The 14,619-nt window shown below is 65.9% G+C and carries 11 protein-coding genes and 1 pseudogene; 3 read left to right on the top strand and 9 right to left on the bottom strand.

What is annotated here, in order from left to right; all coding sequences use genetic code 11:
- Positions 1-13 precede the first annotated feature (13 nt).
- The 4 genes from AC5Y5O_RS12010 to AC5Y5O_RS11995 all read right to left on the bottom strand — a co-directional run bounded on the left by AC5Y5O_RS12010 (position 14) and on the right by AC5Y5O_RS11995 (position 3,630).
- Positions 14-733, bottom strand: coding sequence for a pyrimidine reductase family protein (locus AC5Y5O_RS12010; RefSeq protein WP_096291111.1), 720 nt, complete (start codon positions 731-733; stop codon positions 14-16).
- Positions 734-768: 35 nt separating this feature from the next.
- Positions 769-1,209, bottom strand: a complete 441-nt coding sequence (locus AC5Y5O_RS12005) for a flavin reductase family protein (RefSeq protein WP_096291112.1) — start codon at positions 1,207-1,209, stop codon at positions 769-771.
- Positions 1,210-1,353: 144 nt separating this feature from the next.
- On the bottom strand, positions 1,354-2,442 hold the full coding sequence (locus AC5Y5O_RS12000; protein ID WP_096291113.1) for a zinc-binding metallopeptidase family protein: 1,089 nt from the start codon (positions 2,440-2,442) through the stop codon (positions 1,354-1,356).
- 63 nt (positions 2,443-2,505) lie between these two features.
- Positions 2,506-3,630 (bottom strand): FAD-dependent oxidoreductase, encoded by a 1,125-nt coding sequence (locus tag AC5Y5O_RS11995; protein WP_096287534.1) that lies wholly within the window; start codon positions 3,628-3,630, stop codon positions 2,506-2,508.
- 339 nt (positions 3,631-3,969) lie between these two features.
- On the opposite strand from AC5Y5O_RS11995, the gene AC5Y5O_RS11990 reads away from it, so the two are divergent.
- Positions 3,970-4,419 carry a DUF1003 domain-containing protein gene (locus AC5Y5O_RS11990; RefSeq protein ID WP_096291114.1) on the top strand — a complete coding sequence of 150 codons (450 nt, stop codon included), beginning with the start codon at positions 3,970-3,972 and terminating at the stop codon, positions 4,417-4,419.
- Between the two features lie 57 nt (positions 4,420-4,476).
- Positions 4,477-5,328 carry a hypothetical protein gene (locus tag AC5Y5O_RS11985; protein ID WP_243394016.1) on the top strand — a complete coding sequence of 284 codons (852 nt, stop codon included), beginning with the start codon at positions 4,477-4,479 and terminating at the stop codon, positions 5,326-5,328.
- 4 nt (positions 5,329-5,332) lie between these two features.
- On the opposite strand, the gene AC5Y5O_RS11980 is transcribed toward AC5Y5O_RS11985, so the two are convergent.
- From AC5Y5O_RS11980 to AC5Y5O_RS11965, 4 genes are all read right to left on the bottom strand, one after another.
- Positions 5,333-6,265, bottom strand: a complete 933-nt coding sequence (locus tag AC5Y5O_RS11980) for a TIGR03564 family F420-dependent LLM class oxidoreductase (RefSeq protein WP_096287536.1) — start codon at positions 6,263-6,265, stop codon at positions 5,333-5,335.
- 35 nt (positions 6,266-6,300) lie between these two features.
- A complete protein-coding gene (gene car, locus AC5Y5O_RS11975; RefSeq protein WP_096291116.1) occupies positions 6,301-9,849 on the bottom strand; it encodes a carboxylic acid reductase in 3,549 nt (1,182 codons plus the stop codon).
- A 93-nt stretch (positions 9,850-9,942) separates the two neighbouring features.
- Positions 9,943-11,052, bottom strand: a complete 1,110-nt coding sequence (locus tag AC5Y5O_RS11970; protein ID WP_500025319.1) for an oxidoreductase — start codon at positions 11,050-11,052, stop codon at positions 9,943-9,945.
- A 165-nt stretch (positions 11,053-11,217) separates the two neighbouring features.
- A complete protein-coding gene (locus AC5Y5O_RS11965; protein ID WP_165796400.1) occupies positions 11,218-12,138 on the bottom strand; it encodes a TIGR03619 family F420-dependent LLM class oxidoreductase in 921 nt (306 codons plus the stop codon).
- A 209-nt stretch (positions 12,139-12,347) separates the two neighbouring features.
- Between AC5Y5O_RS11965 and AC5Y5O_RS11960 the strand changes: the two genes are divergently transcribed.
- Positions 12,348-12,959 (top strand): PadR family transcriptional regulator, encoded by a 612-nt coding sequence (locus AC5Y5O_RS11960; protein WP_096291118.1) that lies wholly within the window; start codon positions 12,348-12,350, stop codon positions 12,957-12,959.
- On the opposite strand, the pseudogene AC5Y5O_RS11955 reads toward AC5Y5O_RS11960, so the two are convergent.
- Positions 12,956-14,571 (bottom strand): annotated as a pseudogene (locus AC5Y5O_RS11955) (3-ketosteroid-delta-1-dehydrogenase). The gene AC5Y5O_RS11960 and the pseudogene AC5Y5O_RS11955 sit on opposite strands and share 4 nt — an antisense overlap.
- Positions 14,572-14,619: the final 48 nt, after the last annotated feature.

Genomic DNA, 14,619 nt, shown 5'->3' with positions numbered 1-14,619 from the left:
CGGCGCCCCGCGGTCAGCGGCGATACTTCAAAAAAAGGTAGTCGTCGTGGGCCAGGGCGTGCTCGAGCCGCAACGCGGCCGGCAGCGGCAGTCGCGACGGCTGCCGTCGGTGTCCCACCGGTTGGCTCGCGGCCAGCTTGGGGGCGAGCGTGACACAGATCTCCGCGACCACGTCGGCGTCCACGAGTTCGTCGAGCAGTGTCGGTCCGCCCTCGCACAGCACCCGGGACAGTCCATGCGCGCGCAGTAGCGCAATCGCGCGTGCGACATCGACGGTGTCCTCGCCGGCCACCAGGACGCCGCATCGTTGATCGCTGCTGCGGTTGTGTCGCGCCGCGGACTGGGCGCAAGTCACCAACAGCGGTGGATGGTTGGGGTCGCTGACGAGCCGGGTCGGGAGCCGGCCAGTTTTGCTGATCACGGCGATCGGAGGCGGCTTGCTCCGTCCTTCGCGCTGCCGCTCGGCTTGTTGACCGTCGCTGAGCTGCACCGGACCGTAGTTCTCGGCGCGCGCGGTGCCGGCGCCGACCAGCACCACGTCGGCGAATCCGCGCAGGATCTTCAGGAGTTGCTGGTCGGTTTGGCCCGACAACGGGCCGGCGCGACCGCCGAAGACGGCGGCGCCGTCGGCGCTGTAGATCATGTTGACGCGCACCCCGTCGGGGGGCTCGGCATAGCAGGACGCGAGTTCGGCGATGTCGCTGACGGTCCCCACCCGGGGTGAATCGTGCACCGTGTCGGCCTGCTCGCGGTGCTGTTCGGATGCCGTCATGCCTCGTGGCCCGGGTCCAGCGAGCGGACATCGTCAAAGGACACCCATTGCTCCTGTTCGGTCGGCGGGTCGCCATCCAACGGTTCCAGCAGGTGCCCGACGTGATCGCCGAGCGAAAAGCGATCAACGATCTTCCCGACGAACCAGGCGGCTGAGTCGTCGAGGATGGGTAGCTCGGCTGGGCCGCGGTGCCAGCGGCAACGGTTGAATTTGTTGGTCTCGTCGCCCGTCTGGCTGCCGAACAGTTCGACCAGGTCGATGTGTTCGATATCGAACACGTGTACTGCCAGATGGGTAGCCTCGGCGGCGACGCGGAAGGTGTGGTTTTGCGAGGACAAGCCGACCAGGAATCGAGGCGGACGAATGCTGGCCTGGCACGCGAAGCCCACCAGGCAGCCGGCCGTAGACCCGTTGGACTGCGTGGTTACCACGAACATCGGGTAGTTGAGCAGCGCCACCAACTTCTCAAACGCACTGACCCCCGGCTCGCCCACCCGCTCTCTATTCCCATTCGGTGCGGTTTGGAATCACATCGACGCCAATGTCTTCAGGAGCACAGTCCGGTCGTCCAATTCGGCCGTTCAGAGGGTATTCGGCGGTCCTGTGTAATCGTTGGGAGTCGCCTGACGAATTACCTTGTGTACGAAGCCCAATTTGCGGATCACCGGGGGCGGGATTTCGAAGGGGTACAACGGCGCCTTGCCCATCGCGGTGTTGATGCGATTGAAAAACAGCGCGAGCCAATGCCAGTCATAAAGCAGCTGCTCGATGGGGGCCTCGGCGTAGGAGGCGAGCGGAACGATGTCGCGGGGAACGGCAACGCTCGCGCGGTCGGCAACCAGAATCAAACCGGCCTCTCGCACCGTGTTGATCGTGTCGGTGATGTGCAGATAGTGCGCAAAGCATTCCGCGAAGTCCTCCCACGGATGCATCGTCGCGTATTCCGATATGAACGACTCTTCCCAGCTGTCGGGCGCGCCGTATTGGTAGTGGCGAGCGATTGCGGCTTGGTAATCGGCGCGTTCATCCCCGAACAACTCCCGGCACTCGTCCAGATAGCGCACGCCGGGGCCGGTCTCGACCAAAAGGTTCTGATAGTAGTGGCCGACCTCGTGCCGGAAATGCCCCAACATCGTGCGATACGGCTCGCCGAGGTGCACCCGCAATGATTCCCGGTATGCGTCCAGGGACTCCGTCAGGTCGATGGTGATCACCCCGCCGGCATGGCCGATCACGATTTTGCGCCCCGAGCTGTGGCTGGACAGCAGGTCGAAGGCGAGGCCACCCTCCGCCCGCCAGAACGGATCCACCGGAAGTGCGAGGTCTAACAGCTGATAGGTGAGCCGGCGCAGGTCGACCGCGGTCGACACCAGCTTCTCGCGTGCGATCGTGTCGTCGGCGGCCGGTTCCTGCCGGATCGCAGAATCGGGCAGGCAGCGCCCCCGGCTGGCATGATCCGGCTGTTCGGCGGGCACCAGCCAATTGCAGCCCAGGTCGGCCGCTTTCGTGCAGCCGATCCACCGGCTACCGTCCACGACCGCGGCGCCGGACGAGGTCGCGACCATGGCCATCGACGACGCGTGAAACCCCAACGCGGCCTGGCAATTCGGGCAACGGTGCGATTCGAACGTCACGAACCCGTGGCACACCGGGCAGGCGAATGCGCGCACGCGATCATCGTGGCATACCGCCGGGTCGAACAGCACCCACCGCGATCAGACTTTCACAGGTGATTATCGAAGCGGGTCGTTCGCCCGCACCCCGCGGTACATGCCCCAGCGGACAAGGCCCGGCATCACCACGCGCTGGACCGACCAGGCGGGCAGCCGGAACGCGTGGCCGGTGGGCAGGAAGACTTCCAGCCCGTCGGCCTGGATCCCCACCAACGAGCCCCACCGTCGTCCCGGCGTTCGGTAGGTGCGCAGCCGTCGACCGGTGAACTCGGCACGAATGTTGTGCGCTACCAACGAGTCTCCGCGGTTGCGTGCCGAGCTGCGCAGAGGGTCGCTGGCCGCGACGTCTCCGACGGCGAACACACCGCGATGGCCGGGCACCTCCAATTCGGGTGACACCCGAACGAAACCGTGTTCGTCGAGCAGTTCGGGTGGCAGCCAGTCGGTATTGGGCCGTACCTTGCCGATGGCCCAGAGCACGGCGTCTGCGGTGGCCGGCGGTTGTCCGGTGGTCCAGCTGACGGGTTCGCTGGTGATCTCGTGGCCGGCGCCGTTCGAGAGCACCGCACGATGGCCGGGGTGCACCCCCACGCCCAGTGCGGTGAGTCGGCCGCGGATCCGGTCCCAGGTCCGCGGGTGATACCCGACGAGTGCGGCCTCGCCGGGGAAGTACAGGTCAATTCGCTTGTCCGGCCAGGTGGTTGCCATGTTGACCGCGCTGCTAACCGCCGCGGCCCCGCCGCCGACAACGATGACCGAGCCCGCTGCGGCCAGGCGATTGTGCGCGGCGTGCAGCCCGGCGCCGATCTCGTCGGCCGATTCCATGGTCGGTTGGCGCCAGAAGCCGTTCGTCACCCCCGTGGAGATCACCAGTGCGTCGAACTCCTCGGCTGTCGTCGCGCCGTCGCCGCCGCGGCCGAACACCGTTCGAGAAGCCAGGTCCACTCCGGTCAGGGTGGCCTGCACGGTGCGCACCCGATCCAGACCGCGGAACCGGTCGAAGGGTATCCAGTAGTCGCGTGCCCAGTCGCCAGGCCGGGAGATTCGGACGCCGAGTTCCTGGCCGCTTACCAGCGCGGACTTGGCGGAGATTCCGACCACGTCGGCGTGCTTGGCCAGCCGGATCGCGGTCAACAGGCCCACGTCGCCCAGCCCCGCCACGACGACGCGCTTGCGCGCCGCCATTACGGCGTATCCATTTCTGCCCCAAGGCGTTTGGAACGCGCGCGGCCACCGGCGCTGGAATCCATGCGGGCCTCCTCGCCCCTGCGACGCCCGGCTGACACCACCGGCCGGAATCGGCAAACTGTAACACGTTCTACTCGGCGACCTGGGGTGTGAGCTCAGCTGCGGACAGGGGCGAGTAATCGCTCGTCGCCACGGTGAAGACCGCCTGTGGGTCAACGTCTTCGCCGTTGCGCCGCTCGTCGGCCACTAGCATTGGCCAGCGGCTCGTCCATTCGCCGGAGCGGCTCAGTGGACACCGAACGCGCGCATCACCGCCGCAGAAAGGAACGGCTTCCGATGACGACACCAGCCGAGGGCCATCGACACAGCCCCCAATTGATTCCGCGCCGGCTGCTGCGCGGTGGGCAGATCCATCACCCCGCTGTCCTCGAGGAAGCCAAGCGGCGCAGCGACAATTTTCAGTTGAGACTGGCGGACCGGATCACGGCATTCGCCGGATCGATGAACTTCGTCTGGCTGCACGCGGCCTTGTTCGGCGTGTGGATGGTGTTCGTCGAACCCAGTCCATGGCCGACGCTGACCCTGGTCGTGTCGCTCGAGGCGATTTTCCTGTCGACATTCGTGATGATCGGCCAGAACCGTCAAGCGGCTTTCCAACAGGCCAGGGCCGACCACGACTTCCAGACCCAGGAGCTGGAGCTGAAGACCAACACCGAACTGACCCGTGAGATCCACCTGCTCACCGAGGAACTGCACCGGCGGTTCATCGGGACAACGCCGCAGTGACATTCGCTCGATCAATAGGCATTGGTACAGCGGGTGGTCGCTCGGGTGGGGGTTGACATGGCGGAGTTGCAGGAGACGATGCGCCCGCGGTTGCGTGCCGCCTTGCGAACGGTGGTGCGGGCATCCGCACCTCGTCCCGCCGCGGCCAAGCGGGCGGCCAAGGATTTGAGTCACCCGCTGTGGCCGGCCGTTGCGGCCGAAATCCGCTGGGCCTTCACCCCGCCCCGCACCTGGTTGATGGGCGTGGTGGCGAACCTGGTCTTCGCGGTGGGGTGGTTGGCGGTGCAGCCGCTGACGCTGGGCCGCCACCAGGACTGGGTGGTACTGGTCGGCACGTACTTCTCGTCGTGGATCCTCGCCGATGTCACCACGACGAATCTGCTTGGCTCGGACCATTATCGAGTCATCCAGGCGGTGTCCGACGGCGTGCCGTTCGGGCGGGTGCTGGTGATCAAGAACCTGGCCCTGCTGGTAATCGTCGGGCTGCCGACGTTGGTGACGGCGGTGGTGCTCACACTGTGGCTGGAAACCCCGCAGCGCCTGGGCATCACGATCCCGACGGTCGCGGTGCCCATCGTGTCCTGGCTCGGGGTGGGCAACTTCTTCTCCGTGCTGCACCCGGTCGGCGTCGCGCCGCTGACCCGGCGCTGGCGGCAGCGTGGCGACCATCGCCGCACCCGCGGCTGGATCGTTGCGCTGACGCTGCCCTACGCGCTGTACTACTTCGCCGACCCGATGAACGGGGTAGAGCATCAGCTGCTCTGGACGAAGGTGCCCGCGCTGATCTGGCCGGTCTTCGGCCGCGACACGAAAAGCTTCGTGCACCTGGGCATTGCGGTCGCGGTGTGGTTGGCCGGAACCATTGCGGCGACGCTCTGGGTGCGCAAGCGGGGACTGCGGATCCGGTGATCCGTCAGGTGGTGGGGTCGGAGACCTTCCGCAACAGCGCGCGGGTTCGTGCCATGGTCTCGTCGTCGCCGAACGGGTACGCGACGAATTCGTCGACGCCGGCGGCGCCTATTTCCGCGACGCGATCGGCGACGGTGGCTTCGTCGCCGATGAGCGCGATCTCCTCGGGGCGGCTCACTCCCTCGCGCTCCAGCATCGCGCGATATGACGGGAGCGTGCCGTAGATCGCGAATTCTTCGGCGGCCCGGGCCCTGGCGCCGTTCGCGTCATCGGTGACACAGATCGGCAGGCCGGCCAGTACCTCGACGGCGCCCTCGGGCCGCCCAGCCGCGGCCGCGGCCTCCCGCAAGGTGGGTCCGACATGATTGGCCAGCGTCGTGGGTCCGGTCATCCAGGTGAATGTGCCCGCGGTGCGCCGCGCCGCCACGCGCAGCATTTGCGGCCCCAGCGCGGCGATGTAGACCGGGGGAGCCGAGATGCCGGAAACCCGCAGCGCGCCACGCGTTGTCACCGTCTCGCCGACAGCGTGGGCCTCCTCACCGGCGAGCAGCGGTTGCACACCGTCCAGATATTCGTTCATCCGCCGTACCGGTTTGTCCCAGGGGATTCCCCACAACTCCTCGCTCATCTGCGGATGATTCACTCCCAGACCGAGTTTGAACCGCCCACCGGCGAGCGCACTGAGGGTCAGCGCGCGCTGGGCGGTCAACATGGGATGGGCGACCTGGAGGGGCAACACACCCACGCCCAGTTCAATATCCGGCACCGCGCGCAGTGCGAGTCCTTGCACGGTCAGCAGATCGAGTTGCCACGGAAGTTGGGCCGACCACATGGTGGTGAAGCCCTCCGCGGCCACGCGTGCAACGGTCTCGATGTACTCGTCCACCAGCGACGGTCCGTCGCCGTCGCCCAGGCTGTTGAAGATGCTGATCTCCATAAACCATTCCTTTCTTCGGTGGTTATCGGCGAGTCTCAGCCGATCAAGGACAGCTGCCGCAAGTCCTCGGCGTACTTGTCGATCAACTCCGCCGAGATATGCGGGATGTCTTTGTCGGGTCCGATGTCGGCGGCACGCACCGCGGCGTGGAACACGGCGGTGGGTGCGGCCGCACCCCGGATTGCCTTCTCGGGTTTTCCGAACGCGTGCAGCAGCGGCAGGACCGACCGCTGACGTTGCCGCTCGGGCAAACCCGTCAGCGCGGTCTGGAACCGGCTCAGCCATTCGTCGTAGTCGGCGATGCGCTGGATCCGGTGTCCGGCCCGAATCAGCCAGTCCACGAACACATCCAGCGAGACCCCGTCGTCGTATGGGTTCATGACGTCGAACGAGCGGTAATCGCCGGTGACCCCCGAGCCGATCGTGGTGATCGCCTCGGCGATGAAGTCGACCGGCAGCCCGTCGTAGTGTGCCCGCGCCCGGCCGCCGATCCCGTCGCATTCGTAAAACGAATGCGGCGCAATGCCCGTCACCAGCAGGCTGAAGATCAGCCGGGTAAACATGTCGGGCACGTTGAGTTGCCCGCGGTATCGGGTGTGGGCGAGGATCATGTCGGAGCGGAACACCGCGACCGGCAGGCCGCACAGCTCGTTGGCCTCCCGCAGCAACACCTCGCCGGCCCACTTGCTGTTGGCGTACCCGTTCGCGTAGTCGTCGTTGAGCGCACGGGTGGGGCTTACCTGCCGGATGTCACCGTCCTCCTGAAACTCGCCGGGCGGCACCGTCATCGCGACCGCGATGGTGGACAGGTAGGTGACCGGCTTGATTCGGGTCGTGATCGCCAGCCGGATAAGTTCGGCGGTCCCAACGACATTGGGCCCAAATAGCTGGGCATAGGGCAACACGTGGTTGACCAGTGCGGCGGGATGCACGATCAGATCGACGGTGTCGGCCAGCTGCCGCCAGGTCGCGGGGTCCAGGCCCAGGTTATGGTCGGCGACATCGCCCGCATGCACCTCGAGATGCATGGCGGCAAGCTCGCGGAAGCGGCTCAGCAGCTCGGGATCGCCGCTGTCGAAGGCGCTTTCCAAGCGAGCCCTGGCCTCATCGTCGTCGCGGCCACGCACGATCGTGATCAGCTTGCCGCCCCGTTCGGCAAGGCGTTCCAGCCACTCGAGAGTCAGAAATCGTCCCAGCCAACCGTTCGCTCCGGTCAGCAGCACCGTATCCGCCGCACCGGCGGCGTGCGGCAGAGACGCAGCGGTGGACAATGCGCGGGCGTCGATGAACTTGTCCAACGTCAGGTCGGCGGCCGAAATAGCGGTGCTGCCTTGCCCGTGAACGGTGCTGAAGATCGGCCGACGGATACCGGCACCGCGCTGGGCGTCGATGTAGTCGGCGATCTTCGCGATGGTGTTGGCCGGGCTGGTGATCACCGCGACGGGGACCTCGACGCGGAAGATCTCATCCAGCAGGTGCGAGAAGGTCAACGCGGACAATGAATCTCCGCCAAGGTCGGTGAAATGCGCTTCGGAGTTGGCGCTCGTGGCGCCGAGCAGGGCGCGACAGGCTCCGGCCAGCGTCTCCACCACGGGCCGGTCGGCCGCGCTCTCGCGCAGTATCCGGATGTCGTCGACCTGTGCGGCCGCGATTTCGGTGTACAGCCGCTCGAGCTGTTCGCCGTAGCGTTCCTTGAGCCGGGGGCGCAGCTGCTTGCCCAAGCCGGAAAGCAACCCGTTTTCGGTGGTGAACGGTTTGGTTTCCAGAATGAAGTCCACGGGCAGCTCGTAGGACTGCAACTGGGCGGACGCCGCGGTCTGCCGAAGGGATTGGTGCACAGCAGTTTTCAGAGCAGGGCTGTTGCCGTATTCGGTGAGCGCTTCGGGGGTGGGCACGATTACGGCCAACAGGCTGGGTCGTTCGCTGTTGCCGTAGACGAAGATCTGTCGTACCAGCGGTGCCCCGGCGTAGATGGACTCCAGATTCGTCACCGCGACGAACTCGCCCTGGGCAAGCTTGAGCACGTTGTTGCGACGATCGACATAGACCAGCCGGTCGGGCCCGACCTCGGCCATCACGTCGCCGGTCTTGTAGAAGCCGTCCTCGTCGAAAACCTGGCCGGTGATTTCCGGGCGCTTGTAGTAGCCCGGCGTCATCATGTCGGTCTTGACGAGCAATTCCCCACGCGGATAAGGCCGGTCGGTCAGGAAATAACCGAGCTCCGGGACGTCGATCAGTTTGTAGTCGACGACCCGCTTGCGGCTGATCACACCGTCGCGGGTGAGGATTCCGGTCTCGGTCAGACCGTAGCCGTCCAGGATGTGCGTGCCGAGCACCCCGTCCAGGAAGGCCTTCATCTCCGGTGCCAGCGGTGCGCTCCCGACAAAACCGCCCAGAACCCGGCCGCCCAGCACACTCTCGCGCATCTCCGTCGCGGCATCCCGCTCCGCGGTGGCGGGATCTGCCCCCTCGGCGATCCCGCGGTCAACGGCGCCGCGGTAGTGCTGGTACAGCATCTCCACCACCCGGGGAACCACACCGAGTTCGGTGGGCCGCACCAGTGCCCAGTCTTCGAACAGCGTCGACAGATCGGACTCGGGGACGAAGTAGTTGGTGCCGCCGGCGATGAATGCCGACGCCAGGGGCAGCCGGCCGCCGAGGTGATTCAGTGGCATGAAATTCACGTTGAAGACCGGCAGGCCGGATGTGAGGAACGAGCCCGATGTCCACACCTTGGTGACCGTCGCCTCGGTGTACATGGCGCCTTTGGGCGTTCCGGTGCTGCCGGAGGTGTACATGATCATTGCCAAGCGGTCGTCGCCGCCGTCGGTGATCGGTGCGACCGCAGGCAATTGGCTGCCTCGCTCGACGACATCGTCGATCGTGGTGACGACGACGTGCGTGCCCGAGCCCTGCAAGCGCACCCGGGTCTGTTCGAGGTTCTCCCGCTGCTCGTCGACGCCGGCGTGATAGTCGAAGACGATCAGCTGCCGCAGCGAGGCACTGGTCAGCACGGATTCCCTTGCCAGGTCCAGGTATTCGGCGCTGACTGCGACGATCGTCGGTTCGCATTCCTCGATGATCGGGCGCAGCCGGGCCACCGAGGCGTTGTGTTGCAGCGGCACGGTCACCAAGCCGAGGTAGGCGCAGACCAGGTCGATGACCAGATAGTCAGCGCTGGAGAATCCGATCGTCGCCACGACATCGCCTGAGCCGATCGGGTTCTCGGGGTCGTTGTGCCAGTCGGTGGCGATCGCGCGCACCCGGTCCCACAATTCGCGGTAGCTGATGGTCTCGAAGCGTGGTTGCAACCGGATCGACGTGCGGCCGTTGGCGTCGGTCACCAACGCGCGAGCACGCTCCCCGAGCGCGGGACGATCGGCGTAGCCCCCGACGATCGTCGCGATGACCTCGGTGAGCCGTAGGCCCGGCGTGCAGGCCGCCTCGATTACCTCGGGAAGCGGCACGGCCGCCGGGAATTGCGGTTCGGTGTCGAACAATTCAGCCACCCGCCGGGCCAGCTGCTCGTCTCGGTCATCACCCGTCCCGGTCAAGGTTGTGTCACGCAGCGATCCGCTTGTCATCGTGTGTCCTTCCGTCTTTATTTCTTCTTCGAAGCCGGCCACCACCCGGATGATTGGGGTATTGCGCCCAGTGAGTGTGAGTTCGGTTACGCGTCACGACATCGACGGGTAATCGGTATAGCCCAATGCGCCGCCGGTGTAGAGGAATTCCATCCGGGGCGCGTTGAGTTGGCTGCCGTAGGTCCATCGCCGCACCAGATCCGGATTCGCCAGAAACGCACTGTCGATGGTGACGGCGTCTGCGGTACCGGTCGTGACGACGTCGACGGCTCGCTCGCGGGTGGTCGTCGTCTGGAACCTGCGATTGAGCAGCAGACGGTCTGGCCAGCGGCGACGCAGCCACGAGTAGATCGGCCGTTCGGGTGGGACTCGTGCGTGCAGATATGCCAACCCCAGTTCGCGGGCGTGCTTGGCGAGGATCAGGTGCGCCTCGAGGTCCGGTTCGTGAATGTCGTTCTCCGGATTGCCCGGCGAGATGCGCAGCCCCAGCCGGTCGGGACCGATCGCGTCGGCGACCGCGGCGATGACCTCGCTCGGAAGCCGTGCCCGAGCCTGAGCGGAGCCGCCATAGGGGTCGCGTCGATAGTTCGCGTCGTAGGTGAGAAATTGACTCAACAGGTATCCGTCGGCGGCGTCGATCTCGACACCGTCGGCGCCGGCGGCGCGGGCACGGCACGCGGCGGACACGAAAACTGCTACGGTGCAATCTATTTCGTGAGCAGTGAGTTGGTGTGGTACAACGAAGGGTTTTTTGCCGACGGCGGTGTGCACCGTGCCGTTGGGTCTGATCCCCGACGGCGCCACGGGCCGTCGACCGCCCAGGATAGCGGGATGTGAGATCCGGCCAGAGTGCATGATTTGCATCACAATTCGGCCATCCGCCGCGTGGACCGCTTCGGCGACGCGCGCCCATCCGTCAAGTTGTGCGTCGGTGTGCAGACCGGGCTGGTTGGGGTACGCCCGCCCACGCGCCGAAGCGAAGGTGCCTTCGGAAATGATCAGACCCGAACTCGCCCGCTGCGCATAGTAATCGGCCATCAGCTGGGTGGGCACTCCGTCGTCGTCGGCGCGGGTGCGGGTGATGGGCGCCATCAGAATCCGGTTCGGAGCGTACAACGCGCCCAATTGAATTGGGGCTAGCAAAGGATGGCCCGGGCACAGCAGCCGCGTGGGTAGTGCGCGAGCGGCGAATCTTCGAGCCACGGTTGTCCGCTCCTTTCGTCCGGGGAGTTGACCGCCACAACACCGCACCTGCGAACTGCCCGTTGTTCGTGCGGACACCTCCATGGTGTCGGTGCGATACCGTCGCCGCTAGGACACGTGTCCTACCGCATGCGAGGCGTGGACTCCCACAGCGAGCGAACGCAGCTAACGGACGTTCGGCTTGATCTCCTCGATCACCCACTGCGCGTAGTCGAGATATTCGTCGACGCCGCGTACCGCCGGAACGGGAACGGCGCTGACCGTCACGCCCTGCTCGGCAAACCAGTTCAGCCTGTCGATGATCTGCTCGGCGCTCATACCCGGCCGGTCGCGGATCCCCTTTCGGACAACGTGTCCCTCGCCGACCCGATTGGTGCCCATCCCGTGCATCACGTCGAACGGCCGACCGTCGTAGCACGGCTGGGATTTGATGTAGTCCACCTTCTCGGCAATGTGTTCGGGCGGCGTCAGAAACGCCCACCAACCCGAGGCATGCCGGGCCGCCCGCCGCAGAGCCGCGTCGGCGTCACCGCCTATCCAAATCGGAAGATGTGGTTTCTGAACGGGTTTCGGCTCGAACACGACGTTGTCGAAGGATACGTAACGACCCTCGAATTGCGGTGTGTCGCTGGTCCACAATTCGACGATCGCGGCGAGGTATTCGTCGGCGATGCGGCCCCGCTCGTGAAACGGCACCCCGAGCAGTTCGAACTCCCGTGCCAGCCAACCGACTCCGAAGGTCACCATCATCCGGCCCCCACTCATCCAGTCGGCGGTGGCCAACGCCTTGGCCAGGACGATCGGATGCTGCAGCGGCAAGATCGTGACACAGGAATTGATGGCGATGCGTTCGGTGGCGCCGGCGACATGGGCTTGGGCGACCGTTGAGTGCAGATAGTGCGGCCCGGACAATTCGACATGCTCGACCGGAATGACGAGGTGTTCCGGAAAAGCGATCATGTCGTAGCCCCAGCGGTCGGCGCATTTTGCCATTCGGGTCTGATCGGGCCCGGTGACCTCTGGTTCCCACGGCTGCATCGTGGCCTTGAGCCGGAGCATATGCGGAAGCGGGAAGACGAATTTCACGCGGGAACTCCTTTTCGAATGCTGCCCACCACGAAATCAAAGCTCACCCGGCCGCCGTCGTCATCCAAAACCGGAAACCTAGCGTGTCCCGGCCAGCGGTCAGTGTCGCGCGATCACGGGTGCGGAGTTGTTAACCTGGCCACGTGGCGCGGACCAGCGAAGAGCCGGTGAAAGGGTCGCTTGCGGCGACCAGCTGGGCGCTGCTGGGCATGCTCTCCTACGAAGAGGAAGTTTCGGGTTACGACCTGAAGAAGTGGATCGACTGGAGTGTCGACCTCTACTATTGGAGCCCGTCGTACAGCCAGATCTACACCGAGCTGAAGAAGCTGGAGGGCCTGGGCCTGGCGACGTCTCGCGTCGAGCACGACGAGGGCACCCGCAGCCGGCGGCTCTACAAGATCACCAAGGCTGGAATGGCGGCGGTTACCGAGTGGGCCACTGACGCACCGGTGGACCCCCCGGTGCTCAAACACAGCGTGCTGATGCGCATGACGCTGGGGCATTTGAGTAACCCGAGCCGGCTCAAGGAGCTGCTGCAGGACTACGTGGCCTACACCGAGGCCTGCCATCGCAAGGCGGTCGAGGACGCCGAGGGCGCCGAAGCCGAACCCGCGTGGGCTTACTCGGTGATCGCGTTGCGCTGGGCGGCCAAGTACTACGCCGCCGAGCGCGAGTTCGCCCTGGAGATGATGAAGGACATCGACGAGGCCGACCGCATACTGCAGACGGCGCCGAAGGGTAGTTCGGGCAAACCGCGGACCACGCCAGGTTCCTGGCGCGAGGTCGAAAAACAGGTCCAGGCCAAGCGCGAAGCCGACTAATCGGCGCCGGCCGCGTCCCGCGCGGCGATGTAGCCGTAGACAAGTCCCTGCGCGATCGTGGCACCCGCACCCGGATACGTAGTGCCGAACGCGTTGGCAGCGGTATTGCCGATTGCGTAGAGCCCGTTGATCACGGCGCCGTCCTCACGCAGCACCCGCGCCCGGTGGTCGGCTGTCAATCCGCCGCAGGTGCCCAGGTCGCTGAGCACCATCTTCACGGCGTAGAACGGGCCCTTGGTCAACGCTCGCAGGTTGGGGTTCGGCGATATCGTCGGGTCGCCATAATAGCGATCGTAGGCACTGCGACCCCGCGCGAAGTCGGGATCGACACCGGCGGCGGCGTTTTCGTTGAAGCGGGTGACCGTCGTGGTGAACTCCGGAACCGGCACGCCGATCCGGGCGCCGAGTTCGGCGAAGTCGTCGGCGCGGACCGCGATGCCGGCGTCGTACCACCTCTGCGGGATACGCATCCGCGGAAAGAGTTGGGCGCCAAAGACATAGCTGTTGCGGTATTGCTGGTCGAAAACGATCCACATCGATTCCACCGGACTGCCCGCGCGTTCCAACTCCAGCAGCCGTTGGCCGAAGGTCATGTAATCGAGGACTCGTTGGCGAAGCGGCTCCCATGCTGGTTGACGATCAGGCTGCCCGGTAGCGACCGTTCGGCCAGCATCACGGCGGGCGCCTCGCCGGGCAGCGGCGCGACGGCGGGGAACCACCATGCCTGGTCCATCAGATCGATGCCAGCGCCGAGTTCCTGCCCCGCGCGAATACCGTCGCCGGTGTTGGCCGCCGCACCCAGACTCAGGTTGGCGCCCAACGATTCCGACTGGAATTTCCAGCGCATGTCCATGCTGTGATCGAAACCGCCGGTGGCCAGCACGACGCCGTGCCGAGCCGTGATCGACACCTCACGGCCGCCGTGCACCACGATCGCGCCGCGGACCCGATGACCGTCGACGTCTAGACGCAACAGGCTGGTGTCGGTCCATACCGGGATGCCGGCGCGCAACACGCCCGCGAACATGCCCGCCGCCAAACCCTGACCGCCGGCGGCGTAGCGCCGGCCCAGCATCAGGCCGCCCACTCCTTGCCCAATTCGCTTGGCGAACGTCGGAATTCCCTTGCGCGGCACTCGTGCCACCAGATTCATCCAGCGGTAATCGGCGCCCGTCGTCGGGACCGGGACGCTCACCTCCATCAAGCCCGGTTCCAGGCGGGTGCGGTAGGCGCCGAGAAGCGACGTGTCGAACGGATGGCACTCGCAGGTGCGTCCCGTCGCGCTGCCGCCGGGTTCCTCGGGGTGGTAATCGGAGTAGTCGCGCGCCCAGAAGAATCGCAGGGGAGTGGTTCGTCGCAACATGTCGACCATCGCGCTCACGTGCGTCACAAATCCCGTCGAGCGCTGCCGGGGCGCCGAATCCGCAACCACCGCGTCCAGGTAGGTCGTGGCGTGCTCTTGCGTATCGCCGGCACCCGCTTCGGCCAGCACCGGACCCACGGGCAACCACAGTGCGCCGCCGGACCGCGCGGTCGAGCCCCCGACGTGCGACGCCTTCTCGACGACCAGCACCGACAACCCGAGTTCGTGGGCGGCCAGCGCCGCGGCCATCCCGGTGCCCGAGCCCACGACCAGCAAGTCGGCGCTCGTGTCGGCCAC

This window comes from Mycobacterium sp. NGS40 (assembly GCF_059812735.1).
The sequence above is the reverse complement of the archived record's forward strand: the minus strand, read 5'-3'. Positions and strand labels throughout refer to the sequence as shown.

What these genes read in the sequence shown, in the direction of transcription:
- AC5Y5O_RS12005 (WP_096291112.1), bottom strand. Translation starts at nt 1,209, where the DNA reads ATGTTCGTGGTAACCACGCAGTCCAACGGGTCTACGGCCGGCTGCCTG.
- AC5Y5O_RS11995 (WP_096287534.1), bottom strand. Translation starts at nt 3,630, where the DNA reads ATGGCGGCGCGCAAGCGCGTCGTCGTGGCGGGGCTGGGCGACGTGGGC.
- AC5Y5O_RS11990 (WP_096291114.1), top strand. Translation starts at nt 3,970, where the DNA reads ATGACGACACCAGCCGAGGGCCATCGACACAGCCCCCAATTGATTCCG.
- AC5Y5O_RS11985 (WP_243394016.1), top strand. Translation starts at nt 4,477, where the DNA reads ATGGCGGAGTTGCAGGAGACGATGCGCCCGCGGTTGCGTGCCGCCTTG.
- AC5Y5O_RS11980 (WP_096287536.1), bottom strand. Translation starts at nt 6,265, where the DNA reads ATGGAGATCAGCATCTTCAACAGCCTGGGCGACGGCGACGGACCGTCG.
- car (WP_096291116.1), bottom strand. Translation starts at nt 9,849, where the DNA reads ATGACAAGCGGATCGCTGCGTGACACAACCTTGACCGGGACGGGTGAT.
- AC5Y5O_RS11960 (WP_096291118.1), top strand. Translation starts at nt 12,348, where the DNA reads ATGCTCTCCTACGAAGAGGAAGTTTCGGGTTACGACCTGAAGAAGTGG.